Genomic DNA, 23,928 nt, shown 5'->3' with positions numbered 1-23,928 from the left:
TTGGGGCCGGCCTCACGCCCGCAGGTACGTCAGCACGGCCAGCACCCGGCGGTGGGTGTCGTCCGCCGGCGGCAGGTCCAGCTTGGTGAGGATGCCGGAGATGTGCTTGCCCACGGCCGCTTCGGACACGACCAGTTCGCGGGCGATGGAGCTGTTGGACCGGCCCTCCGCGATCAGCGCCAGCACCTCCCGCTCACGCGGGGTGAGCCGTTCCAGCGGGTCGCGGCGGCGGCGCAGCAACTGCCGTACGACCTCGGGGTCGACGACCGTACCGCCGTCGGCGACCTCGCCGAGTGCCTCGACGAACTCCTCGACCTGGCCGACCCGGTCCTTGAGCAGGTAGCCGACGCCCGTGCCGTCACCGGAGTCGAGCAGTTCGGCGGCGTAGCGGCGCTGCACGTACTGGCTGAGGACCAGGACGGGTAGCGCGGGCCGCTCCTCGCGCAGCCGCACGGCCGCGTGCAGGCCCTCGTCCTGGAAGCCGGGCGGCATCCGCACGTCCGTCACGACCACGTCGGGATCGTGCTCCCCGACGGCCGTGACCAGCGCCTCGGCGTCCCCGACGGCCGCGACGACCTGGTGTCCGCAGCGGCCGAGCAGCCCGACCAGACCGTCCCGCAGCAGCACACTGTCCTCGGCCAGGACCACGCGCAGCGGACGCTCAACTCGCAGGGCCACAGGGGATCTCCACACGCAGCAGGGTCGGTCCGCCGGACGGGCTGGACAGGGAGAGTCTGCCATCGAGCACCGACACCCGGTCGGCGAGTCCGGTCAGTCCGCTGCCCGTCCCGGCCCGCGCGCCCCCGCACCCGTCGTCGCGGATCCGCAGGACCAGCAGGCCGTCGCGGTGCCCGCCACTCACCTGCGCCCGGCTCGCCCCGCTGTGCCGGTCCACGTTGGCGAGCGCCTCGCACACCACGAAGTACGCGGCGGCCTCGACCGCTTGGGGCAGCCGTCCGGGCAGCTCCAGGTCGACGTCGACGGGCACGGCCGAGCGGTCGGCGGCGTCGGCGACGGCGGCTTCGAGGCCGTAGTCGGCGAGCACCTTGGGGTGGATGCCGTGGATGAGTTCGCGCAGTTCCGCGAGGGCCGCGCCCGCCTCCCGGTGCGCTGTGGCGAGCTGGTCGGCCAGCGGGCCGGGCGGGGCGTCCAGCCGGGCCAGGCCGAGCGTCATCGTGAGGGCGACGAGCCGCTGCTGGGCCCCGTCGTGCAGATCGCGCTCGATGCGCCGCCGTTCCGCCTCGAAGGCGTCCACCAACCGAACGCGGGACTTGGCCAGTTCGACCACCCTGGCCCCCAGATCGGCCTCCCGCGAGGCGACCAGCAGCCGCGCCAGACCGGCCCGGGCGCCGGCCGCGACGCCCAGCAGGTAGGCGCCCACGACCAGCAGGCCCAGCCCGAGGACGGCGAAGCCGAAGGCCGCCGGCCAGCTGGAGACCAGCCACACCTTGAGCACCTTCGCCTCACCGGTGACGGCCACGACCAACGGGGTCGCGACCACGGTCAGCGGGCCCAGCAGGAAGACGGTGAGGGCGAGAGCGTCCACCGGCCACAACAGTCCGGCGAACAGCAGGGCATGGCCGAACTCCCGCCAGGTGGCCCGCTCCCGCAGCCGCGTCGACAGCCAGGCCCGCAGGCCCGGCTCCCCGGGGCTCTCGTGCGGATCGGGCGCCGGGCCCGGGTCCACCAGCCGCAGCCGGAGCCGCTCCAGCGCCGCCACCGGAATGCCCGCCAGAGCCGTCCCCAGCAGCAGGGGCAACCCCACCAGCGCCAGAGCGAGCACCCCGCCGGCCGTCACGGACGTCACGATCCCCACCAGCACGACCACGCCGGCCACCGTGCCGGAGAGCAGGTAGGCGGCCGCCCGCCAAGGCCACGCCGACAGCAGGTAACCGGGCCGGGCCATGGCCCGCCACACGTTGGGAGGGTGCATGCGGATCACCGTAGAAGCCCCTCGAATCCCCCGCCATGGGCTCAGCGGGAGGCCCGGGGTATGCCTGGCCCTACCCCAGGTCTAGGCCCCACCGCACTGCGCGGACCCGCCCCGGCGCGATTCCGTGGAGGCCAACGGTCAATCGACGTGAGGCAGGGACATGGACGCCATCCGGCTGGACTCGGTCACCAGAACGTACGGCCCCCTGAAGGCACTCGACGGGGTCACCCTGACGTTCCCCGCCGGGACCTTCACCGCCGTCATGGGCCCCTCCGGCTCCGGCAAGTCGACGCTGCTCCAGTGTGCCGCCGGCCTGGACCGGCCCACCTCCGGGTCGGTCAGCGTGGGCGGCACCGAACTCACCGGGCTGAGCGAGCGGCGGCTGACCCTGCTGCGCCGCGAGCGCGTCGGGTTCGTCTTCCAGGCGTTCAACCTGCTGCCCTCGCTGACCGCCGAGCAGAACGTGGTCCTGCCCCTGCGCCTGGCCGGCCGCCGCGTCCCGAAGGCCCGGGTGCGCCAGGCGCTCGAGCAGGTCGGCCTCGCCGACCGGGCCCGGCACAGACCGGCCCGGTTGTCCGGCGGTCAGCAGCAACGCGTAGCCCTGGCAAGGGCGTTGATCACCCGGCCCGAGGTGCTGTTCGCCGACGAGCCGACCGGAGCCCTGGACACGCGGACCGGCCGTGAGGTGCTCGCTCTGCTGCGCGGCCTGGTCGACCAGGACGGACAGACGGTCGTCATGGTCACGCACGACCCGGTGGCCGCCGCGTACGCCGACCGCGTGGTCTTCCTCGTCGACGGGCGCGTGCACGGGGAGTTGGCGGATCCGAGCGCCGACGCCGTCGCCGCGCGCATGACCCGGCTGGAGGCCGTCCCGTGCTGAGCGTCGCCCTGCGCACCCTGCGCACCCGCTGGGTCGCCTTCGCCGGCAGCTTCGTCGCGCTCGCGCTGGGCGTGGCCCTGCTCACCGTCTCGGGCCTCACCCTGGCCTCCTCGGCCGCCGCCCCGGAGCGCCCGCCCGAGCGCTTCGCGGCAGCGCCGGTCGTCGTCAAGGGACCGGACACGCTGCGCGTTGCGACGCCGATCGGTGACCGCGAGGCCCGGCTCGCCCACCCGCGCCCGGTGCCCACGGCGACCGTCGCGCGCCTTCGGGAGCTGGGCCGGGTCGTCGAGGACCGGGTCTTCGCCGTGCGCGCCGGACGCGGCCCCGCCGGCCTCGTCGGCCACCCCTGGTCCACCGCCGCGTTCGCCCCGTACGACCTCACCGCCGGCCGGGCGCCACACGCGGCCGGCGAGGTCGCCGTCACCGGCGACTGGACCCGCCCCGGTGAGCGGATCCGCACCGACCGGGGCACGCTGCGCGTCGTCGGCACCCTCGCCTCGCGCGGCTTCGAGCACGCCGTGTTCTTCACCGACGCGCGGGCCGCCCGCCTGCAGCCGGTGAGCGGTCAGCTGGTCGTCGGCGCCGAGCCGTCCGCCGTACGGGAGGCCGTGCGCGGCAGCGCCGAGGTCCTCACCGGGGACGCGCGCCGCCTCGCCGACGCCGACCCCGGCCGGGACGCCGAGGCGCTCACCGCGATGAACGCCCTGTTCGGCACGGCCGGGGGTGTCACCGCCTTCGTGTCGGTCTTCGTCGTGGCGTCGACGTTCGCGTTCGCGGTCGAGCGGCGGCGCCGGGAGTTCGCGCTGCTGCGCTCCGCCGGGGCGAGTCCGGGTCAGATCCGCCGGAGCGTCCTCGCCGAGGCCCTCGGCGTCGGCGCGCTCGCCTCGGCCACCGGCTGTGTGCTCGGTTCCCTCGGGGCGCCCCGGCTGGCCGCGTGGGTGGCCGACGAGGGCCTCGCCCCGGCCTGGTTCACCCTCGGCGACCACACCTGGCCGTACCACGCGGCCTTCTGGACCGGCCTGCTCGTCGCGCTGTGCGGGGCGACCGCGGCCTCCTGGCGGGCCGGCCGCACCGGTCCCACGGAGGCCCTGCGCGAGACGTCCGCGGACAGCGGGACCCTGCCCCGGGGCCGCCTGCTGTGCGGTACCGCCCTGCTGCTGACGGCCGCGGCGACCCTGGCCCTCGCCCTGACCGGCGACCCGGGGGACCTGCTGCAGCGCAAGACCTATATCAGCCGCCCCATGCTGCTGATCACCGCGGCCGCCCTGCTGTCGCCGCTCGTGCTGGGCCCCGTGATCAGGCTCCTCGCCCGGCTGCCGGGTGCCTGCGCCATGCTGGTGCGGGAGAACACCACCGCCCAGACACGCCGTACCGCCGCCCTCGCGGCCCCCGTCCTGGTCACGGTCGCCCTCGCGGGTTCCCTGCTCGGTGCCACCGCGACCCTGAACGAGGCGAGGACCGCCGAGACCAGGGAGCGCACCACCGCCGCCTTCGTCGTGACCCCGGCGGGCGGAACGGGCTTCGACGACACCACCCTGCGCAGGCTGCGGGCGGTACCGGGCACGGTGGTCTCGCCCTCCTCCTCGACGGCCGTCCACGTCCTGGAGGACGGCGTGGCCCTGGTCCGCTCCGAGGCCCGGGCCGCCGTACCCGGCCCGCTGGCGGCCACCGCGCGTCTGCCGCTCGCGGCCGGAGAGGTGGACGGCCTCGACGACGACTCGATCATCGTCAACGAGGAGTGGCAGCGGCACCGGGTGGGCGAGCGGGTCCGGGTGTGGCTGGGCGACGGGACACCGCGCACCCTGCGGATCGCCGCGGTGATGACCACCGGCACCGGCAACAACGGCGTCTACGTCACCCCGCGCAACGCCCCCGGCGCCCCGGTCGACCGGGTGGACGTGGCCCTGGCCGCCGGCGCGGATCCGGGAGCCGTGGCCACCGCCCTGCGCAAGGCGCTCGGCGCCGGGAGCGGACAGGTCCTCACCCGGGACCAGTGGATCAGCGACAGCCGTCCCGGCACCAACCGCACCACCCGCCTCGGCCTCCTGCTGGTACTCGGCGTCGCCCTGCTCTACACGGGCATCTCCGTGGCCAACACCATGCTCATGGCGACGTCCGACCGGGCCCGGGAGCTGGCGGCGCTGCGGCTGGCCGGGGCCACCCGGTGGCAGGTGCTGCGGCTGACCGGCGCGGAGGCCCTGGCGGTCGTGGCGGCCGGCGCGCTCCTCGGCCTCCTGGTCGCCACCGTCAACCTGGCCGGAATGGGGAGCGCCCTCGCCCTGCTGTCGGCCCCGGCCACGATCACGCTGCCGTGGCAGGCCCTGGGCATGACGACGGCGGCCTGCGCGGTCCTGGCCGTCACGTCCGCGCTCGTCCCGGCCGCCCTCACCCTGCGCCGCCGCCCGGTGGAACTGGCGGGTGTGAAGGAGTGACGTAGCGACAGCGGGTGCATCTCATGATGAAACCGATAACCTGGCAGCCGTGAAACGGACCTCGTTCGGCTCCTGGCCCTGCTCGATCGCCCGCACCGCCGACATCCTGGGCGACGCCTGGTCCCTGCTGGTGCTGCGCGAGGTCTTCTACGGCGAGTCCCGCTTCGACGGCTTCATCGGCACGCTCGGCATCGCCCGCAACACCCTCACCGACCGGCTGCGGCGGCTGGAGGCCGAGGGCCTGCTGGAGCGGCAGGCGTACCAGAGCGACCCGGTCCGCCACGCGTACCTGCTGACCGACAAAGGCCGGGACTTCTTCGGTGTGCTCGCCGCGATCAACGCGTGGGGCGACCGCTGGCTGGCCGGCGACGAGGGCGCCCCGGTGGTGCTGCACCACACCTCCTGCGACCACGACACCCGCGCCGAGGTCGTCTGCTCCTCCTGCGGCGAGCCCCTGCGCCACCAGGACCTGACCGCCCGCACCGGCCCCGGCTACCCGGCCCGGCTGCTCGACGACCCCGCTGTCAAGGCTCGCTTCGGGCAAGGTCGTCCGCTCGGGGACGGCGGCGCCGACGCCACCTGAGCTCGGGCGGCAGCCGAGCAGAAAACCCTCGAGAGCCGGATCAGTCCAGCGAACCCAGCAACGCGATCGCCCGCTCCAGGTACTCCTCGAAGTGGGCCAGCTCCTCGGCCGTGAACTCGGCGCTCAGCGAGCCCTCGACGCGCAGTGCCGCCTTGTCGGCCTTCTTGGCGATGGCACGGCCCGCCCGGGTCGCCCGGTTGACCACGACCTTCTGATGGAGTTCCGAGGGTTCCCGGTACACCAGATCGGCCTTCTCCAGATTGGTCAGGACCGTGGCCATCGTCTGCGGCGTGACCATGCACTCCCGGGCGAGCTGGGCCGCGGACATACCGTCGGAGACCGACAGCAGCAGCAGGACCGAGTACTGGGGCACCGTCAGGCCGAATTCCCGCAGCACTTCCGTCTTGCGCGCGATGAGAGCCTGTTCCGCCCGCTTGATCGTGTGCCCGAGTCGGCCGGCGGCGACCGTCCCCGTCGTCCTGTTCGCCATGTCAACAGTCTTCCATACGACAGAAGGCGAAGCCTTGGTCGTGCATTGCCTGATCGTCGCTGAGCCATGACCCCGTCCCTCAGTGCGCGGAGGCGGGCTCGGGCGACGCCGTGGACGGGTTGTCGGTCGCCTCGGCGGGCGCGTCACCGGACGGCTTCGCACCGGAGAGCAGGCTGAAGACCACGACCGCGCTGACCGCGCACGCCGCCGCGACGATCCACAGGGTGGTGTGCAGACCACTGGCGTACGCGTCGGTGACCGCGTGCACCGCCCGGTCCCGCACCTCGCCGGCCGGCAGCGACCCGGCGGCCTCGGTCAGTCCGCCCTGCAGCGCGCGCGAGGTCAGCGCCTCGGCACCGCCGGGGTACCCGGACACCGCGCCACTGTCGAGAGCGCTCTTGGTGAGCGCCGTGACGAGGGTGCCGAGCCCGGCCATGGAGACCGCGTCGGAGGCGAGCCGCACGGTGTTGAACATGCCCGCGGCCATGCCCATCCGCTCCGGCTCGACGGCTGAGACCGCCGCGCCGTCCAGGATGCCCAGCGAGATGCCGTAGCCGATGCCCAGGAAGAGCAGGGGCCCGGCCGGCGCGGCCGTGGAGGCACCCGCGTCCACCATGGCCAGCCAGGCCGCGCCGACGGCGGAGAAGCACAGCAGCACGACGAACAGCACGCGCTGCGAGACCTTCTGCGCGAGCACGCCGGTGATCGCCGGCATCACCAGGGACGGGCCCGTCAGGAGCAGCAGGACCAGGCCGATGCGGAAGGCCGACATACCGCTCGTGGAGGTCAGGTACGGCGGCAGCACGATGACGAGCGCCACGAAGCTGAAGGCCAGCACCAGCGGCACCAGGCAGACGGCCAGGAATTGCGGGCGGGCGAACAGGCCCAGGTCGAACATCGGGTGCTCGGTGCGGCGCTCGACCGCCACGAAGGCCGCCATCAGGACCAGGCAGCCGACGGCCGAGCCGAGCACCACCGGGTCGGTCCAGCCCCGGCCCGGCCCCTCCACCAGGGCAAGGACGAACAGGGCGACGCCGAAACCGAAGGCGAAAGTGCCGGTCCAGTCGAAGCGGGGTCCGCGGTGGGGCTCCGAGCGGGGCAGCAGCGGCGTGCTCAGCAGTACGAGCGCGGAGACCGCGGCCAGGACGAGGAAGACCGAACGCCAGCCCCCCAGGTTGACCAGGGCACCACCGAACATCGGCCCAAAGGCGAGGCCCGCGCCGAGGAACGTACCGAAGAGGCCGAACGCCTTGGCGCGGGCGGCGCCGTCGAAGGACTGGGCCAGGATCGCGGTGATGGAGGCGAGCGCCGCGCCGCTGCCGAAGCCGGCGACGGCGCGCGAGACGTCGAGCAGCAGAATGCTGTTCGCCAGGCCCGAGACCGTCATCCAGAAGGCGAAGAAGGCCATGCCCCAGGTGAACATCCTGCGGTGGCCGATGCGGTCGGCGAGCGAGCCCATGGCCGCGAGGCTGCTGGACGCGGTCAGCATGTAGCCGTCGACCACCCACTGGGCGGCGGCGAGTGAACTGTGCAGATCGGCGCCGATGTCGGGGACGGCCACGGACGGGCCGGTCACCACCAGGGTCATGAGCGGACCGACGACGCACGCCGCGGCGAGCGTGGCCCGCGGGTTGCCGGTGGACACGGAGGATCACCTCTGTCTGATCATGGACAGCTTTATGATCGATGTCAGTTTTATGATCGCTGTCATTGATGTATAAGAACTCTGGCATAGAGTAGAGGCCTGTGCACAGACGTGCACACGAGCGAGTGGGAAAGGCGGTGCGCACGGCGATGCGCAGGATCCAACTGGGCGGCTCGGAGCGGACCTTCGCGGCCGTCGGCCTCGGCTGCATGGGCATGTCGTGGGGGTACGACGAGCTGGGCCGGGACGAGAACGAGTCCATCGGGGTCATCCGGCGGGCCCTCGAGATCGGCGCCGACCTGATCGACACGGCCGACCAGTACGGCCCGTTCACCAACGAACTGCTCGTCGGAAAGGCGCTGCGCGGTCACCGCGACAAGGCGCTGCTCGCCACCAAGGGCGGCCTCGTCGTGGACGACCCCGCCACCTACCGCAGTCACCGGGACGGCCGGCCCGAGTACCTGCGCGCCGCCGTCGACGCGAGCCTGCGCCGGCTCGGCGTGGAGCACGTGGACCTCTACCAGCTGCACCGCATCGACCCGGAGGTGCCGGTCGAGGAGAGCTGGGGCGCTCGCGGAACTGGTGAAGGAGGGCAAGCTCGGCGCACTCGGCCTGTCCGAGGCGTCGGCGGAGGAGATCGGCCGGGCGCACGCGATCCACCCGGTCGCCTCCGTGCAGAGCGAACTCTCCCTGTGGAGCCGCGACGCCCTGACCGACGGCGTGGTGGAGCACTGCGGGCGCGAGGGCATCGCGTTCATCGCGTTCGCCCCGCTCGGCCGGGGTTTCCTGTCCGGGCTGATCAGCAGCCCGCAGGACCTGCCCGAGGTGGACGGACGGCACCGCATCCCGCGGTTCCAGCCCGAGGCCATCAGCGCCAACCAGGCGCTCGTCGACCGGGTGCGGGCCGTGGCCGAGGAGCTGGGTGCGACCGTGGCGCAGGTGTCGATCGCGTGGGTGCTGGCCCAGGGCGACCACGTGGGCGTCATCCCCGGCACGAAGACCCGCCGCTACCTGGAGGACAACGTGGCGGCGGGCTCCCTGATCCTGCCGCCGCAGGCCCTGGCGCAACTCGCCGAACTCCCCGAGGCGGTGGGCGCCCGCTGAGGGCCGCGGGGGCACCGGCGGAGTCGGTGACATCGCCGGACAGGGCTCATGGCCGGTCCGGACGCGACGATGCGGCCGGTGGCCTCGATCCTGTCCACGCCGGGCATGCACACGCCCATGAGGACGACGTCGGGGCGGAGCTCGGCGGCCATGCGGATGTCCTCGACTGCGTGTTCGGCTGGTCGTCGGCGATGCGGACGGTGGTCATGACATGCGCTCTCCCGGTGGTACGTCGAGCACGACGTCCACGAGCCGGCCGTGGCCGCTGTCGCGCGGCCCGATGACGATCGCCCAGGGCCACGGCGGCCGGCTGGAACTGGAGACGGCCGAGGGCCACGGCAGCGTCTTCCGGCTCGTGCTGCCCGAGGCCGGTGGCGGACCACCGTTGCCCGGCAGGCTCTCGCCGTGAGCTTCCTCACGGGCGGAGCCCGTCTCCCGCCGCCTGATCAGGCTGTGTGATGCCTCACAGCGACAACGGAAACGAGAAACGGGCCCCTGCGGTGACTTCGTCACCGACAGAGACCCGTGTCTCACTGTGCGCGAGGGGGGAGTTGAACCCCCACGCCCTTGCGGGCACTGGAACCTGAATCCAGCGCGTCTGCCTATTCCGCCACCCGCGCATTGGGTGTGTCCTGGGCGTTGGCCCCTTGGGGGCCGGCGCCTTCCGACACCCAGAACATTAGCACGCTGGACGGGGTGGGTTCACATCCGTTCTTCCGCAGGCAGGAGCCCCGCCGAACCTTCGGTGCCCTGGCCACGTATCAACGCGTACCGCTTCACGTATCAACCTCGTACCGGTACAGCCTGTCTCCCCAGGAGGCGGTCCGGGTCCACAGTCAGGTGCGGGACACTGGTCTGCGGCCGCCTCTACGATCCTTGCGAGGAGTACAAGAAGCGGTCGCGCGCAGCAGTATTAGCGGAGGAGTTCGATGGGGAGCTCCACAGGGAACTTTCGTCATCCGTCGACACCCGTCGACCGGCCTGACAGGGGGAACCAGCCGATCGAGCGGCGCGTGGATACGATCAGTAAGCAGTACCAGGCAAGTGGCCCGCAGGGCAGTACACAGGACGGCAGCGACGGAGGAGGTGCCCCATGGGAGTCCTGAAGAAGTTCGAGCAGCGTCTCGAAGGTCTGGTCAACGGCACCTTCGCCAAGGTGTTCAAGTCCGAGGTCCAGCCCGTGGAGATCGCCGGAGCGCTCCAGCGCGAGTGCGACAACAACGCCACCATCTGGAACCGTGACCGCACGGTCGTGCCCAACGACTTCATCGTGGAGCTGAGCACACCGGACTTCGAGCGGCTCAGCCCCTACTCCGGCCAGCTCGGCGACGAGCTCGCCGGCATGGTGCGCGACTACGCCAAGCAGCAGCGCTACACCTTCATGGGCCCGATCAAGGTGCACCTGGAGAAGGCGGAGGACCTCGACACCGGCCTGTACCGGGTGCGCAGCCGTACGCTCGCCTCCTCCAGCAGCCAGCAGGGCGGCCCCGCAGGCGGCGGCGCCGCGCCCGCCGCCCCGCAGGGCGGACGCCCCGGCGGCTACGGCTACCCGCCGTCCGCCGCGCCCGCGGGCGCCCCTCCCATGCCGTCCGCGCCGCCGCCCGGCGGCCGCCCCGGCGGATACGGCTACCCGCAGCCCGCGGGCGGCCAGCGGCCCCCGGCCGCCCCGGCAGCCGGCGGACGAACCCGCCACTGGATCGAGATCAACGGCACCCGCCATCAGATCTCCCGCGCGACGCTCGTGCTGGGCCGCAGCACCGACGCCGACGTGCGGATCGACGACCCCGGCGTCTCCCGCCGGCACTGCGAGATCCGGACCGGAACGCCCTCGACGATCCAGGATCTCGGATCCACCAACGGCATCGTGGTGGACGGGCAGCACACCACCCGCGCTACGCTCCGCGACGGCTCGCGGATCGTCGTGGGCAGCACCACCATCATTTACCGGCAAGCCGAAGGGTGAAGCGGGGGCAATGTCAGAGCTGACCCTCACGGTCATGCGGCTGGGTTTCCTGGCCGTACTGTGGCTGTTCGTGATCGTGGCCGTGCAGGTCATCCGGAGCGACCTGTTCGGTACGCGTGTCACCCAGCGCGGATCGCGCCGCGAGGCAGGCCGGCAGCAGCAGGCCGCCCGCCAGGCGCCGCCGCAGCAGCGCCAGCAGTCCACCGGCGGCCGCCGCGGCCGTAACGCCCCCACCAAACTGGTCGTCACCGAGGGCACCCTCACCGGCACCACGGTCGCGCTCCAGGGCCAGACCATCACCCTGGGCCGGGCGCACGACTCGACGATCGTGCTGGACGACGACTACGCCTCCAGCCGCCATGCCAGGATCTACCCGGACCGCGACGGTCAGTGGATCGTCGAGGACCTCGGCTCCACCAACGGCACCTACCTTGACCGGAACCGGCTGACGACTCCCACACCGATTGCGCTGGGCGCGCCGATCCGCATCGGCAAGACCGTCATCGAGCTGCGGAAGTAGTACGAAAATGAGCGAGCGGAGCGAGCACGCAGTGGCGGGCACCACCCCGGGCCCCGGCGCGCTCCCGACCGGAGGGTGGGCAGTGTGGCTCGACACGACCGGCTGTACCCGGAGCCGACGGGCGAGGTGCGCATGAGTCTGTCCCTGCGCTTCGCCGCCGGATCGCACAAGGGCATGATCCGGGAGGGCAACGAGGACTCCGGATACGCCGGCCCACGCCTGCTCGCCATCGCCGACGGCATGGGCGGCGCCGCCGCCGGCGAGGTCGCCTCCTCCGAGGCCATCTCCACCATCGTCGCGCTCGACGACGACGTCCCCGGCTCCGACGTCCTCACCTCCCTCGGCACGGCCGTCCAGCGCGCCAACGACCAGCTGCGCTCCATGGTCGAGGACGACCCGCAGCTGGAGGGCATGGGCACCACCCTGACCGCCCTGCTGTGGACCGGTCAGCGCCTCGGCCTGGTCCACGTCGGCGACTCCCGCGCCTACCTCCTGCGCGACGGCGTGCTCACACAGATCACCCAGGACCACACCTGGGTGCAGCGCCTGGTCGACGAGGGCCGCATCACCGAGGAAGAGGCCACGACCCACCCGCAGCGCTCGCTGCTGATGCGGGCCCTCGGCTCGGGCGACCACGTCGAACCGGACCTCTCCATCCGCGAGGTCCGCGCCGGCGACCGCTACCTGATCTGCTCCGACGGCCTCTCCGGCGTGGTGTCCCACCAGACCCTCGAGGACACCCTCGCCAGCTACCAGGGCCCCCAGGAGACCGTCCAGAACCTCATCGAGCTGGCACTGCGCGGCGGCGGCCCGGACAACATCACCGTCATCGTCGCCGACGTCCTCGACCTGGACACCGGCGACACCCTCGCCGGCCAGCTGTCCGACACCCCGGTCGTGGTCGGCGCCGTCGCCGAGAACCAGCACCAGCTGCACGACAACGGCATCATGCAGACCCCCGCCGGCCGCGCCTCCGGCCTCGGCCGCCAGGGCCACGGCCACGGCGGTTCGGGCGGCGAGTTCGGCCCGCCCGGCTCCGGCGACACCACCGGCTACGTCCCGGCGGCCGGCTTCGACTACGGCGACGACGACTTCGTCAAGCCGAAGAAGCGCGGCAGGTGGCTGAAGAGATCGTTCTACGGCGCCCTCGCGCTGGCCGTCGTCGGCGGCGGTCTGTACGGCGGCTACCGCTGGACACAGACCCAGTACTACGTCGGCACCGAGGACGAGCACGTCGCGCTCTACCGGGGCATCAGCCAGGACCTGGCCTGGGTCTCGCTCTCGAAGGTCGAGAAGGACCACCCCGAGATCGAACTCAAGTACCTGCCGCCCTACCAGCAGAAGCTGGTCGAGGCGACCATCGCCGAAGGCGGGCTGAAGAACGCCCAGGCGAAGATCCAGGAACTGTCGGTCCAGGCCTCCGCGTGCAAGAAGCAGGCGCAGCGGCGCGAGGCCGAGAGCCGGAACAACGCCAAGACCGGCGAGGGCGAGGCCGGGGGCACCACGGGAACCACTCCCGCCTCCTTCACGTCCAAGGCCACACCGACGCCGAACCCGTCGAACCCATCGGGCTCGCCGTCGACGCCTGAGAAGTCCACGCCCCCGACCACGACCGCACCCACTCCCAGCCCCGGCCCCAGCCTCTCGGAGGAAGAGCAGAAGGTCGTCTCGCTGTGCGGGAAGCAGTAGGCAAGCCGTGAGAGGCCCTGTCACAAGATGAGCGGTACGAATACGTCGCACTCGTCGACGCACCACACGTCCACGATCGGCGCGATCGGTGCGCCGAGTCGCCGCAACACCGAGCTCGCGCTGCTGGTGTTCGCCGTCGTCATTCCGGTGTTCGCCTATGCCAACGTCGGCTTGGCGATCAACGACTCGGTGCCTCCGGGCCTGCTGAGCTACGGGCTCGGACTGGGCCTGCTCGCGGGCGTCGGCCATCTCGTCGTACGGAAGTTCGCGCCGTACGCGGACCCGCTGATGCTGCCGATCGCGACGCTGCTGAACGGACTCGGCCTGGTCGTCATCTGGCGCCTGGACCAGTCCAAGCGACTCAGCAACTACGCCGAGGCCGCACCGCGTCAGCTGCTGTACTCGGCGTTGGGTGTCGCCCTGCTGGCGGCCGTGGTGATCTTCCTCAAGGACCACCGCGTTCTGCAGCGCTACACGTACATCTCCATGGCCGGAGCGCTGTTCCTGCTGATCCTGCCGCTCGTGCCCGGACTTGGCGCGAACATCTACGGCGCGAAGATCTGGATCAAGATCCCCGGTCTCGGCACGCTCCAGCCCGGCGAGTTCGCAAAGATTGTCCTCGCCGTCTTCTTCGCCGGCTACCTCATGGTCAAGCGAGACGCCCTGGCCCTGGCCAGCCGCCGCTTCATGGGCCTGTACCTGCCGCGCGGCCGCGACCTCGGCCCGATCCTCGTCGTCTGGGTCATCTCGATCCTCATCCTGGTCTTCGAGACCGACCTCGGTACGTCCCTGCTGTTCTTCGGGATGTTCGTCATCATGCTGTACGTCGCCACCGAGCGGACCAGCTGGATCGTCTTCGGTCTGCTGATGTCCGCAGCCGGCGCCGTCGGCGTGGCGAGCTTCGAGCCGCACATCCAGACGCGTGTCCAGGCCTGGCTCGACCCGGCGCACGAGTTCAAACTCTCCCGCGCCGGCGTCCAGGACGGCGTCGTCCACTCCGAGCAGGCCATGCAGGCCCTGTGGGCCTTCGGCTCCGGCGGCACCCTCGGCACCGGCCTCGGCCAGGGCAACTCCGACCTCATCGGCTTCGCCGCCAACTCCGACTTCATCCTCGCCACCTTCGGCGAGGAACTCGGACTGGCCGGCGTCATGGCGATCCTGCTCCTCTACGGCCTGATCGTCGAGCGAGGTGTTCGCACCGCACTCGCGGCCCGCGACCCGTTCGGCAAACTGCTCGCCGTCGGCCTCTCCGGTGCCTTCGGCCTCCAGGTCTTCGTCGTGGCCGGCGGTGTCATGGGCCTCATCCCGCTGACCGGTATGACGCTGCCGTTCGTCGCCTACGGCGGATCCTCCGTGATCGCCAACTGGGCCCTGATCGGCATCCTGCTACGCATCAGCGACACCGCACGCCGTCCGGCACCTTCTCCCGCCGGCAACCCCGACGCCGAGATGACCCAGGTGGTCCGCCCGTCATGAACAAGCCCCTGCGCCGGATCGCGATCTTCTGTGGCCTGCTCGTGCTGGCCCTGCTCATCCGCGACAACTGGATCCAGTACGTCCAGGCCGACGAACTCCGCACCGACAAGAACAACCGCCGCGTCATCATCGAGCGGTACGCCTCGCCCCGCGGCGACATCATCGTCGACGGCAAGCCCATCACCGGCTCCAAGGAGACGTCGGGCAGCGACTTCAAGTGGAAGCGCACCTACAAGGACGGCGCGATGTGGGCGCCGGTCACCGGCTACGCCTCGCAGGCCTTCGGCGCCACACAGCTGGAGAACCTCGAGGACGGCATCCTCACCGGCAACGACGACCGGCTCTTCTTCCGCAACACCCTCGACATGCTCACGGGTAAGAAGCAGGAAGGCGGCAACGTCGTCACGACCCTGAACGGCGCCGCCCAGAAGGCCGCCTACGACGGTCTGAAGAAGCAGGGCGGCAAGGGCGCCGTCGCCGCCATCGAGCCGTCCACCGGCAAGATCCTCGCCCTGGCCTCCTACCCGTCGTACGACCCGTCGTCCTTCGCCGGGAACTCCACGACCACGGACACCAAGGCCTGGCAGAAGCTGGAGAAGAAGAACAACCCCGACGACCCGACGCTCAACCGGGCGCTGCGCGAGACCTACCCGCCGGGCTCCACCTTCAAGGTGCTCACCGCGGCCGCCGCGCTGGAGGACGGGCTGTACACGGACCCGGACCAGAACACCAAGACGCCGCTGCCGTGGACCATGCCGGGCACCACGACCCCGCTGAAGAACGAGGGGAACATCCCCTGCAAGAACGCGACCCTGCGGACGGCGCTCCAGTACTCCTGCAACACCGTGTTCGGCAAGATCGGCTCCGACCTCGGCAACGAGAAGATGCTGGCGATGGCCAAGAAGTTCGGCTTCACCGAGGAGCATTTCACCCCGGTGCGCGCCAACGCCTCGGTCTTCGGTGACGACATGAACCCGTCGGAGACCGCGCTGTCGTCGATCGGCCAGTTCAACACCGCCGCGACCCCGCTGCAGATGGCCATGGTGTCCTCGGCCATCGCCAACGACGGCAAGCTGATGAAGCCGTACATGGTCGACGAGCTCCAGGCCCGCAGCGTCGACACCATCGAGAAGACCGAGCCGGAAGAGCTCAGCCAGCCGCTGTCCTCGGACAACGCCCAGATCCTGCAGTCCATGATGGAGACGGTCGTCGAGAAGGGCACCGGCACCAACGCCCGCATCCCGAATGTCACCGTGGGCGGCAAGACCGGTACCGCCCAGCACGGTGTCGACAACAAGGAGAACCCCTACGCGTGGTTCATCTCCTACGCCAAGGGCGAGGACGGCAGCTCCCCCGTGGCGGTGGCGGTCGTGATCGAGGACGACAAGGCCGTCCGTGACGACATCTCCGGCGGTGGCCTCGCGGCGCCGATCGCGAGGAACGTGATGGAGGCGGTCATCAACAGCAAGAAGTGACCCCGCTCACGTCTGTTTCACATCGGTGCACGTTGCGATACCGGTCCTGTATCGGCTGACGGGCTTGGCCAGGTCACACAAAGCGAGCCGGGTACGGTAGGCCCGGACGGCAGCCTCCGGCCGCAGCAGTTTGCGGTCGGGACCGACGGAGAGGGCTGGTAGGTAGCTATGGAAGAGCCGCGTCGCCTCGGCGGCCGGTACGAACTGGGCCAGGTGCTCGGGCGTGGTGGCATGGCGGAGGTCTACCTCGCGCATGACACCCGCCTCGGCCGCACCGTGGCGGTGAAGACGCTGCGCGCGGATCTCGCGCGCGACCCTTCCTTCCAGGCCCGGTTCCGCCGGGAGGCCCAGTCGGCCGCCTCGCTCAACCATCCCGCGATCGTCGCGGTCTACGACACGGGCGAGGACTACATCGACAACGTGTCGATCCCGTACATCGTCATGGAGTACGTGGACGGCTCGACCCTCCGTGAGCTGCTGCACTCCGGCCGCAAACTGCTGCCGGAACGCGCCATGGAGATGACCATCGGCATCCTCCAGGGCCTGGAGTACGCCCACAGAAACGGCATCGTCCACCGCGACATCAAGCCCGCGAACGTCATGCTGACGCGCAACGGCCAGGTCAAGGTGATGGACTTCGGCATCGCCCGCGCCATGGGCGACTCCGGCATGACGATGACGCAGACCGCCGCGGTCATCGGCACGGCCCAGTACCTCTCGCCGGAGCAGGCGAAGGGCGAGCAGGTCGACGCCCGGTCCGACCTGTACTCCACCGGCTGTCTGCTGTACGAACTGCTGACCGTCCGCCCGCCCTTCGTCGGCGACTCCCCGGTCGCCGTGGCCTACCAGCACGTCCGGGAGGAGCCGCAGTCGCCGAGCGTCTTCGACCCCGAGATCACGCCCGAGATGGACGCGATCGTGCTGAAGGCGCTCGTCAAGGACCCGGACTACCGCTACCAGTCGGCCGACGAGATGCGCGCCGACATCGAGGCCTGCCTCGACGGCCAGCCGGTCGCGGCGACGGCCGCGCTGGGCTCGGTGGGCTACGGCGGCTACCCCGACGACCAGCCGACGACGGCCCTGCGCGCGGACTCCGGCGCCGGCGCCACGTCGATGCTGCCGCCCATGAACCCGGACGACGGCGGCTACGGCTACGACGACCGCCCGGACCGGCGCCGCGGACAGCAGCGCAAGGGCAACACCTCCACGATCCTGCTGGTGGTGGCGGGCGTCCTCGTCCTGGTCGGGGCGATCCTCATCGGGCGGTGGGCGTTCAGCGGAGACGGGGTCGCCAACGACACGGTTCCCGCTCCGAACCTCGTCGGTGAAACGCTGCCTACCGCCAGACAACTGGCGAAGAACAGCGATCTCAAGCTGAGCACCACCAACAAGCCCTGCGAGGACCAGAGCAAGGGCAAGGTCTGCGACCAGGACCCGGACGCCGGGGTGAAGGTCAAGAAGGGCGACACCATCAACCTCGTGGTGTCGACCGGGGCGCCGAAGGTGGCGGTGCCGAGTGTCGTCGGCGACAGCCTGGATGACGCCAAGGCGACGCTGACGGGCGACAAGTACCAGTTCGAGGTCGAGACGGAGACGAAGGAGTCCTCGGAGGACCCCGGCACCGTCCTCGAGCAGAACCCGGCGCTGGGCGAGGAGGTGGAGAAGGGCTCCACCATCACCCTCACCATCGCCAAGGCGGAGGCGAAGTCCACCGTCCCGGACGTGCTCGGCCAGAGCTGTGACCAGGCCAAGGCGCAGATGACCGCCAACGAACTGGTGGGCAACTGCACCGAGGTCGACACCCAGGACGACAACCAGGTCGGCAAGGTCATCCAGACCACGCCGCAGGCCGGTGCCTCGGTCGACAAGAACTCGTCGGTCAACATCCAGATCGGCAAGAAGCAGAAGCAGAAGACCCGCGTGCCCCAGGTCGTCGGCCAGACGGTCGGCCAGGCCAAGCAGGCCCTCGCCCAGGCCGGCTTCACGAACATCCAGTTCGCGAACGGCAGCGACCAGAACGACAACGCTCTCGTCGCCGGCCAGGACCCGCAGCCCAACCAGGAGGTCGACGACCCGGCCTCCACGACGGTCACCCTGCAGACCGTCGGCGTCGGAGGCAACAACAACGGCGGCAACGGCAACGGCGGCATCTTCGGCGGCCTCACCGGCCGCAACGAGGACTGACCTCCACCCGTAACGCGGACAGCAAGGCGCCCCAGCACCCTCCGTGCTGGGGCGCCTTGCTGTCCGTCCGCCTGGCCGGAAAGGAGTGACGGGCACCACCCCGAAAAGCCCCACAGACATGGCTGGATCCTGCGTTATGATCACGTCTTGTTCGCGTCTTGAACGCGACATGACCATATGGGGGTAATCATCAAGAAGCGAATCGTGGCCGCCCTGGGGGCTGCCTGCGCCCTGACCTTCCTCGCCTCGGGAACGGCCAACGCCGGGACCAACAGCGGCTTCGTCTACACGACGGACTGGGACCCGGGCGGCAAGGGTGCTTTCGGTCATGACGGGGACTGCCTGACCGTCTACGACGACCAGAGCGACGGGTACGCCGTCGAGATCCACCTCTTCAGGATGAGCGACTACAAGACGATCGCCGAACTGAAGACGACGCAGCCCGCCCTCTCGCACGAGTACAAGTGCTTCGGCAGCCAGGTGCCCGAGAACATCAAGGTCGGCGTGCGCGTCTCGCTCATCAAGAGCGGCGACAAGTTCAGCGGCTTCAAGTACAACCTGACCACCTGAGCCGCGGCGGAATGACGAGTGGCTGAAAGAAGGGCCGGCCCGCAGGACCTGCGGGCCGGCCCTTCTCCGTGTCGCTAGGGCCTGTCGTTTGGATCAGGTCGGCTGAGAGGGACTGTGTCTTTCAGCCGAGCCGAGCGGGGCGTGGTGCGTGCAGCTGCAAGGCGGAGGAGGGAGTCGACGCGGAGCGTCGGCGACCGACGACAACGCGGCAGATGTGCGTGCCACGCCCCGCGACGCCGGCATGATCCAAACGACAGGCCCTAGGCCGCGCGCCGTGCGAACGAGCGGGCCCTGCTGCGCCGCCCGGGGTCGAACGCGTCCGTCGCCCCAGCCCCCTGGTCCCCGGGGCCTTCCTCCCATCCGAGGATCTTCCGGGCAACGCCCTTCAGCCGCGGATGCCCCGGCTTGACGCCGATCTCGAAGTGGGACTCCTTCGCCGGAGTGAAGTCACCGCCCCAGCGGACGACTCCGTCCAGTTCGGCGAGGATGTCCCGGACCACGACGACTTCGTTCGGGTACAGGCCGTCCTTCACGCCGACCGGGTACGCCCTCGGCCGGATGGCGATCGCCGTGCCGGAGAGGTAGTTCGACTCGTACTCCGTCGAGATCCGGCGCTCACCCACCCAGCCCTGGACGTCGCCGTCCCGCAGCCGGTCGATCTCGTAGTGGAACCGGCGAGCCACGTGCAGCAGAACCACGGCGGCGTCACCGCCGGCGAGTCTGACCTCCTGGTCACTGCCCTCGATGGTGAACGACTCCGCCTCCTCCAGAAGGGGCCAGCCGTTGCCGGTGGTGTCCTCCGTCCAGGAACCGGCACCGGCCCCGGTCACCGCGACGGCCTGTCCGGCGGGCAGCAGCGAGCCCAAGGCCGCCGCACCCGCCACGCCGACGGTGGCCCCGGCGAAACGACGCCTCGTCAGGTCACCCATCTTCATCTGTTTCTCCTCGTCCTCAGAGCCGTCACCACTGCGGCAGCGAGGCACAGCACGCCGATCGCCGCCAGCAGCACGAAGAACACAATGGCTGGGTTGACCCAGGCGGGAACCAGGTCGAAGTCCTCGTTGCACTTGCTGTGCAACGGGAACCAACGGTTGAACTCCTGCGCGTGTGCTTCCCGGAAGGCATCGTCGTAGCGGACACCGTGCCCGTAGACACAGGCCTCCTGGACGTCCAGGCCGCCGGAGAAGATCCCGGTCAGATAGGCCACCACGAAACCGCCGACCCCGGTGGACACACAGGCCACGCCCAGGGACAGCCAGGTCCTGGGCCGGCTCCATCTGCCGGCCCGCACGGCGCGGACACCGCTGCGGCCTCCGGCGACCATGCCGATACACAGCACAGCCGCCACCGACGTCACGACGATGCCGGTGCCGCCGAGGAGGAACAGCAGCGCGACGCCCATCACCGCGAGTCCGGCCAGGTAGGCGAACCGTTCCGGCCGGAAGGACTTGTTCCCGCCGGTCATGACTCAGTCCCGGGCGGAACGCGCGGCCCGGCTGCGCGCCGCCTTGAGGAAGGCCTCGTGGTTGGCCCGGTACTGCGCCGCCTTGCTCTTCTCCATGCCCATGCGGGCGAGGAGAGCGTCCACGAATCCCTGCTCGAACCTCTGGAGCTTGTCGAATCCACCCGGAGCATTCTGGTAGACCGCCGGCAGCACGGCGCCCTTGAGACTGATGAGCTGCTTACGGCCCGGCCCCAGGACGGTGTCGGAAGCGGTCAGGGCGTTGTGCGCGGAGTCCTTGCAGTCGGTCGCGTTCCCCCAGCGCTGGGCGAAGTAGTTGTTGAAGCGACGCAGCCCGCCGTCCTTCTGGTAGTGGTCCTTGACCGCGTCGACGATGGTCCTGTTGTTGCGGACCGCGCGGGCGATCAGGTAGCCGTCCGCGTCCTCGATGAGGTCCTCGAAACCGAACGAGGACGACACACCGGGTACGGCGAGCCTGTCGTGGCAGAAGGCGAGCGGATCGGCGTACTCCTTCTCGGAGTTGCGCCAGTCGGACCAGAACGTCATCAGGTCACCGGCCCAGCCTCCGACGTCACCCCCGTTGGCGCCCTTCCGGTTGGACGGCTGGTCCGTCAGGAGATGGGCGTTCGCGGTGGCCATCATGTGCTCGGCGCCCAGGTCGTAGCCGGTGAAGGGATCCTTGAAGCTCTTCCTCACCGACATGCCGCGGTCGTTGCAGTAGTTGACGAACCCCTGGTCGTACCCGCCGATCAGGTACCACCAGCCGATCTTGTTCAGCGTGTCCTTGTCGCCGTACTCGTGGTGGCGGATGTACTCCATGACGAGCTGGCTGCGCTTCTGCCCGCTCGCCCCGTAGGAGCCGGCCAGGTCGTACAGCGTCTGGACGTAGGCGATGAAGTCGTCCGCCGGTTTGGCCTTGTCGCTGATCGAGGACGCACCGCGGTCGCGCCCGGAGGAGACGTCGCGGTCGAGGTCGAAGGAGTCGGTCCCGTTCTGGACCTTGAACTCCTTGATCTGGTTGAACGACCAGTTCCGCGGGATCGGGAAACCGAGGTTCCCGGAGAACCCCCAGGACATGCCGGAGACGAAGGAGTAGCGGGCGAACGTCTTGTTGGTGACGTTGATGCAGACGTTGCGGGATCCGTAGACGCCGTGGTTGTACTTCTTTCCCTTGCTGGCAAGGGCGGCCTGCACACCGTGGAAGTAGGCGACGACTCCTTGCGGTTCGCTGTCGATGGCTTCCTGGGTGGCGTCGTAGTCGACGGCGAAGTAGATGGTGGTGCCGCGGTTGAAGCCGTACCCGCTGGCCAGCTGATGGGCGTTCAGACCGTGCTGGTAACCCTGCTGGTAGGTGAAGTCGCTCAGCTCGCGGGCGTTGTCCTGGTAGATGGGGAAGACGCTCAGTCCGTGGGAGAAGATCGTCTCCAGCTCCCCGGGCTTGATCTCCTTGTCCTTGGTGGAGCCCGGCGGATCGTAGAGATAACGGCCGACGACCTCGAAGCCGTTGTCCTTGAGCCACTTCGCGCGCGACGCGGTGATCTCGAACCGCGTGTCCGATCCCGTGGCCGGCCGGTCGGGGTCGCCCATGGAGACCAGGAGCTGGGACCAGGTCTGGTAGTCCCCCTTGCCGGTCTGGCTCAGCCTGTTGAACTTCTGGAAGGCGCGGAGCCACTCGGCGAGCTTCGCGTCGAACGTGTCCCGCCAGGAGGTACGCACCTCCTGGAGCTCGTCGTCGTAGGTGGGGGAGTTGAAGACACAGGCGGCGGAGAAGATCTTCGTCAGGGTGCCGCCGGCTCCCTGGTCGAGGGTGCGGGTCCGCAGGCCCGCCTGTGTGGCCGGGCCGTAGTTGCCGTTCGGCTCCGCGATGCCCAGCTCGTACTGAAGGGCGATCATGAGCGACTTCTGCACGTCACGGGAGTAGATCCCGTCCGTGGGCCCGATGTTGTAGGCGCTCTTGCTCCAGTAGTCCTTGTTCAGCCACTGCTGGATGCTGCGGATCTCCTCGCTTCCGCCCGCGACGACGACGTAGGCGTCCATGTTGAGGATCGCCTTGATGATCTTCGCGTTGAGCGTGCCGTCGCCTTCGGGAAGACCCATGTTGGAGCGGAGCTTCTTGACGGCGTCACGCGTGACGCCGGTGAACCAGCCCTCGCTCTCCGGCTCGACGGCCCAGTAGCCCTTGCACCACATGCCGAACTGGATGCAGGCCAGCAGGTTGCGGTTCTTGTCCCACCCGAACCCGATCTCGCCCAGGGCGGCGACGCGGGAGTAGGTCCCCGGGCCGAAGCTCGCGACGACCGGACTGATGCCGAGTTCGTGCTGGAGCCCCATCGTCAGGCTGTACATGGTGGACCAGCCGCTGCGTCCGTCCTCCGGGCATCGCTGGTAGCCGGCGACGCTCTTGTACTTCTCGTTGACCCACTTCTGAGCTCTGAGGACTTGTTGGTCCATCGCAGGTTCCTCTCTCGGTAACAAGGGGGGTGGCGGAACGCGGGACTCAGGCAGGACGGCGGCCCCTGCCGTGTGGTGCGGGGGCCGGAGGCCGGTGTGCTCAGGGCGTCGAGCGACGATCAGCGCGGATGGCCGCGGTGCGACGGCTCGCGAGGGATCGGCGGCATCTCGTCAGCGCCGGAGAGCCCGGCGCCTGCGGTGTTGCGGGGGCGTGTGCGCGGGCGGGCGGCGACAGCCCCGCCCACGCACACGCGTCGCGGATCAGCAGCGCGGCCCGTAGCTGCGCTTGCCGCTGATGAGCCAGGTGGTGTCCGCCTCGTTCCGCATCTTGTACGCGGCGGTGAAGCAGCCGGTGTCGGTGATCGTGATCGGACCGGCGTGGGACGCGTAGTCACCGTGGTCGGTGCCGCATCCGGGACCGCTCACCTTGCCCGGGCAGACGTTGAAGTACATCTCGTTCTTCCCGCCCGGCGTCTCGTTGTAGAAGACGACGCACAGGTAGCCGGTGCCGCCCGCGTAGGCGACCATGCTGCCGTCGTCGTTGCCGCCGTCTCCCGGGAGGCGTCCGTCGACGTAGGCGATGGTCTGGTACGGACCGCCGCACGGATTGCCCGCCGCCTGGGCCGGGGCACTGCCCACGGCGAGGAAGGAGGCGGCGCTGAGGGCGGAGATACCGATGGCCAGTGACTTCTTGAGCATGCGGACACACCTTTCTTGGCGTGCCCCTGACACGCCAACGGAGACAGGAAGGCACTCCGGGAAAACCGGGACACGCCCTCTTGCCGAACTGCGGGATTACGGAAGGCCCTGGCCGTGACGGTCAGAAGAACGCAGACAGGGAAGAGACACGCAGACGCGCTACGACGCCGCACCCGGGGACGTCGAGGAAGGTTGGACCATCGCCTTCACCGGAGACACGGGTGACCTTGGTGGCCTCGGTGTTGACAGCACAGCGATATCCACAGAAAACCCATCCCCCCAGGTGGTCAACCGTGCGATTACCCTACCAAGGAAGCGCCAGTTCCCCACACAATTCCCCCCTCACCGACGCCCCGGCCTGCCCCGCACACA

19 protein-coding genes, 1 tRNA gene and 2 pseudogenes are annotated in these 23,928 nt (G+C 70.2%); 12 read left to right on the top strand and 10 right to left on the bottom strand.

Annotated features, from left to right (window positions below):
- Positions 1–12: 12 nt before the first annotated feature.
- Both ABZ016_RS31195 and ABZ016_RS31190 read right to left on the bottom strand, forming a co-directional pair.
- Positions 13–672 carry a response regulator transcription factor gene (locus ABZ016_RS31195; RefSeq protein WP_356920067.1) on the bottom strand — a complete coding sequence of 220 codons (660 nt, stop codon included), beginning with the start codon at positions 670–672 and terminating at the stop codon, positions 13–15.
- Positions 662–1,933 carry a sensor domain-containing protein gene (locus ABZ016_RS31190; RefSeq protein WP_356920034.1) on the bottom strand — a complete coding sequence of 424 codons (1,272 nt, stop codon included), beginning with the start codon at positions 1,931–1,933 and terminating at the stop codon, positions 662–664. Before ABZ016_RS31190 ends, ABZ016_RS31195 begins: the two co-directional genes overlap by 11 nt.
- A 160-nt stretch (positions 1,934–2,093) precedes the next feature.
- Here ABZ016_RS31190 and ABZ016_RS31185 point away from each other — a divergent pair, with 160 nt between their 5' ends.
- Genes ABZ016_RS31185 through ABZ016_RS31175 form a run of 3 tightly spaced genes read left to right on the top strand, consistent with a single transcriptional unit; the run spans position 2,094 to position 5,828 of the window.
- Positions 2,094–2,813, top strand: coding sequence for an ABC transporter ATP-binding protein (locus tag ABZ016_RS31185; RefSeq protein WP_356920033.1), 720 nt, complete (start codon positions 2,094–2,096; stop codon positions 2,811–2,813).
- On the top strand, positions 2,807–5,245 hold the full coding sequence (locus ABZ016_RS31180) for an ABC transporter permease (protein ID WP_356920032.1): 2,439 nt from the start codon (positions 2,807–2,809) through the stop codon (positions 5,243–5,245). The genes ABZ016_RS31185 and ABZ016_RS31180 overlap by 7 nt, the downstream gene beginning before the upstream one ends.
- A 49-nt stretch (positions 5,246–5,294) precedes the next feature.
- Entirely contained in the window at positions 5,295–5,828 is a 534-nt protein-coding gene (locus ABZ016_RS31175) for a helix-turn-helix domain-containing protein (protein ID WP_356920031.1), read from the top strand.
- Positions 5,829–5,868: 40 nt separating this feature from the next.
- On the opposite strand, the gene ABZ016_RS31170 is transcribed toward ABZ016_RS31175, so the two are convergent.
- Positions 5,869–6,318, bottom strand: coding sequence for a MarR family transcriptional regulator (locus ABZ016_RS31170; protein ID WP_356920030.1), 450 nt, complete (start codon positions 6,316–6,318; stop codon positions 5,869–5,871).
- Between the two features lie 79 nt (positions 6,319–6,397).
- Positions 6,398–7,963, bottom strand: a complete 1,566-nt coding sequence (locus tag ABZ016_RS31165) for an MFS transporter (RefSeq protein WP_356920029.1) — start codon at positions 7,961–7,963, stop codon at positions 6,398–6,400.
- Positions 7,964–8,112: 149 nt separating this feature from the next.
- On the opposite strand from ABZ016_RS31165, the pseudogene ABZ016_RS31160 reads away from it, so the two are divergent.
- Positions 8,113–9,067, top strand: a pseudogene (locus ABZ016_RS31160) (aldo/keto reductase).
- A gap of 56 nt (positions 9,068–9,123) precedes the next feature.
- Here the strand turns inward: ABZ016_RS31160 and ABZ016_RS31155 are convergent.
- A pseudogene (locus ABZ016_RS31155) lies at positions 9,124–9,275 on the bottom strand (DNA-binding response regulator); the annotation flags it as partial.
- 3 nt (positions 9,276–9,278) lie between these two features.
- Between ABZ016_RS31155 and ABZ016_RS31150 the strand changes: the two are divergent.
- Entirely contained in the window at positions 9,279–9,476 is a 198-nt protein-coding gene (locus ABZ016_RS31150) for a hypothetical protein (RefSeq protein WP_356920070.1), read from the top strand.
- Positions 9,477–9,603: 127 nt separating this feature from the next.
- On the opposite strand, the gene ABZ016_RS31145 is transcribed toward ABZ016_RS31150, so the two are convergent.
- Positions 9,604–9,687: transfer RNA gene (locus ABZ016_RS31145), tRNA-Leu, on the bottom strand.
- Positions 9,688–10,160: 473 nt separating this feature from the next.
- Between ABZ016_RS31145 and ABZ016_RS31140 the strand changes: the two genes are divergently transcribed.
- From ABZ016_RS31140 to ABZ016_RS31110, 7 genes are all read left to right on the top strand, one after another.
- The gene (locus ABZ016_RS31140; RefSeq protein WP_356920028.1) at positions 10,161–11,030 is read left to right on the top strand and encodes a DUF3662 and FHA domain-containing protein; all 870 of its coding nucleotides are present in this window, start codon (positions 10,161–10,163) and stop codon (positions 11,028–11,030) included.
- Between the two features lie 10 nt (positions 11,031–11,040).
- Positions 11,041–11,550, top strand: a complete 510-nt coding sequence (locus ABZ016_RS31135; protein WP_356920027.1) for an FHA domain-containing protein — start codon at positions 11,041–11,043, stop codon at positions 11,548–11,550.
- A gap of 132 nt (positions 11,551–11,682) precedes the next feature.
- A complete protein-coding gene (locus ABZ016_RS31130) occupies positions 11,683–13,239 on the top strand; it encodes a Stp1/IreP family PP2C-type Ser/Thr phosphatase (protein WP_356920066.1) in 1,557 nt (518 codons plus the stop codon).
- Positions 13,240–13,266: 27 nt separating this feature from the next.
- Positions 13,267–14,715 (top strand): FtsW/RodA/SpoVE family cell cycle protein, encoded by a 1,449-nt coding sequence (locus ABZ016_RS31125; protein WP_356920026.1) that lies wholly within the window; start codon positions 13,267–13,269, stop codon positions 14,713–14,715.
- Positions 14,712–16,190 (top strand): penicillin-binding protein 2, encoded by a 1,479-nt coding sequence (locus tag ABZ016_RS31120; protein WP_356920025.1) that lies wholly within the window; start codon positions 14,712–14,714, stop codon positions 16,188–16,190. Before ABZ016_RS31125 ends, ABZ016_RS31120 begins: the two co-directional genes overlap by 4 nt.
- 168 nt (positions 16,191–16,358) lie before the next feature.
- Positions 16,359–18,374, top strand: coding sequence for a Stk1 family PASTA domain-containing Ser/Thr kinase (gene pknB / locus ABZ016_RS31115; protein WP_356920024.1), 2,016 nt, complete (start codon positions 16,359–16,361; stop codon positions 18,372–18,374).
- A 204-nt stretch (positions 18,375–18,578) separates the two neighbouring features.
- Positions 18,579–18,944: a hypothetical protein gene (locus tag ABZ016_RS31110; protein WP_158681063.1), complete on the top strand. Its 366-nt coding sequence runs from the start codon at positions 18,579–18,581 to the stop codon at positions 18,942–18,944.
- Between the two features lie 260 nt (positions 18,945–19,204).
- Here ABZ016_RS31110 and ABZ016_RS31105 read toward each other — a convergent pair whose 3' ends face one another.
- The 4 genes from ABZ016_RS31105 to ABZ016_RS31090 form a co-directional block, all read right to left on the bottom strand.
- Positions 19,205–19,873, bottom strand: a complete 669-nt coding sequence (locus ABZ016_RS31105; protein ID WP_356920065.1) for a hypothetical protein — start codon at positions 19,871–19,873, stop codon at positions 19,205–19,207.
- Positions 19,874–19,875: 2 nt separating this feature from the next.
- The gene (locus tag ABZ016_RS31100) at positions 19,876–20,409 is read right to left on the bottom strand and encodes a hypothetical protein (RefSeq protein ID WP_356920023.1); all 534 of its coding nucleotides are present in this window, start codon (positions 20,407–20,409) and stop codon (positions 19,876–19,878) included.
- A 3-nt stretch (positions 20,410–20,412) separates the two neighbouring features.
- Complete coding sequence (locus ABZ016_RS31095) at positions 20,413–22,857, bottom strand: glycoside hydrolase domain-containing protein (protein WP_356920022.1); 2,445 nt, start codon at positions 22,855–22,857, stop codon at positions 20,413–20,415.
- 261 nt (positions 22,858–23,118) lie between these two features.
- Positions 23,119–23,556, bottom strand: a complete 438-nt coding sequence (locus tag ABZ016_RS31090) for a hypothetical protein (RefSeq protein WP_356920021.1) — start codon at positions 23,554–23,556, stop codon at positions 23,119–23,121.
- Between the last annotated feature and the right edge of the window lie 372 nt (positions 23,557–23,928).

Origin of the sequence: Streptomyces sp. NPDC006372 (assembly GCF_040612515.1) — a bacterium.
In the GTDB taxonomy this organism is placed as follows: domain Bacteria; phylum Actinomycetota; class Actinomycetes; order Streptomycetales; family Streptomycetaceae; genus Streptomyces.
Note: the sequence above shows the minus strand (reverse complement) of the source record. Positions and strands in the feature narration are given on the sequence as shown.

Bases quoted from the DNA above. Each gene is read 5' to 3' on its own strand.
- ABZ016_RS31140 (WP_356920028.1), top strand. From the start codon at position 10,161: ATGGGAGTCCTGAAGAAGTTCGAGCAGCGTCTCGAAGGTCTGGTCAAC.
- ABZ016_RS31135 (WP_356920027.1), top strand. From the start codon at position 11,041: ATGTCAGAGCTGACCCTCACGGTCATGCGGCTGGGTTTCCTGGCCGTA.
- ABZ016_RS31185 (WP_356920033.1), top strand. From the start codon at position 2,094: ATGGACGCCATCCGGCTGGACTCGGTCACCAGAACGTACGGCCCCCTG.
- ABZ016_RS31095 (WP_356920022.1), bottom strand. From the start codon at position 22,857: ATGGACCAACAAGTCCTCAGAGCTCAGAAGTGGGTCAACGAGAAGTAC.
- ABZ016_RS31100 (WP_356920023.1), bottom strand. From the start codon at position 20,409: ATGACCGGCGGGAACAAGTCCTTCCGGCCGGAACGGTTCGCCTACCTG.
- ABZ016_RS31120 (WP_356920025.1), top strand. From the start codon at position 14,712: ATGAACAAGCCCCTGCGCCGGATCGCGATCTTCTGTGGCCTGCTCGTG.
- ABZ016_RS31190 (WP_356920034.1), bottom strand. From the start codon at position 1,933: ATGCACCCTCCCAACGTGTGGCGGGCCATGGCCCGGCCCGGTTACCTG.
- ABZ016_RS31150 (WP_356920070.1), top strand. From the start codon at position 9,279: ATGCGCTCTCCCGGTGGTACGTCGAGCACGACGTCCACGAGCCGGCCG.
- ABZ016_RS31170 (WP_356920030.1), bottom strand. From the start codon at position 6,318: ATGGCGAACAGGACGACGGGGACGGTCGCCGCCGGCCGACTCGGGCAC.
- ABZ016_RS31105 (WP_356920065.1), bottom strand. From the start codon at position 19,873: ATGGGTGACCTGACGAGGCGTCGTTTCGCCGGGGCCACCGTCGGCGTG.
- ABZ016_RS31090 (WP_356920021.1), bottom strand. From the start codon at position 23,556: ATGCTCAAGAAGTCACTGGCCATCGGTATCTCCGCCCTCAGCGCCGCC.
- ABZ016_RS31125 (WP_356920026.1), top strand. From the start codon at position 13,267: ATGAGCGGTACGAATACGTCGCACTCGTCGACGCACCACACGTCCACG.
- ABZ016_RS31130 (WP_356920066.1), top strand. From the start codon at position 11,683: ATGAGTCTGTCCCTGCGCTTCGCCGCCGGATCGCACAAGGGCATGATC.
- pknB (WP_356920024.1), top strand. From the start codon at position 16,359: ATGGAAGAGCCGCGTCGCCTCGGCGGCCGGTACGAACTGGGCCAGGTG.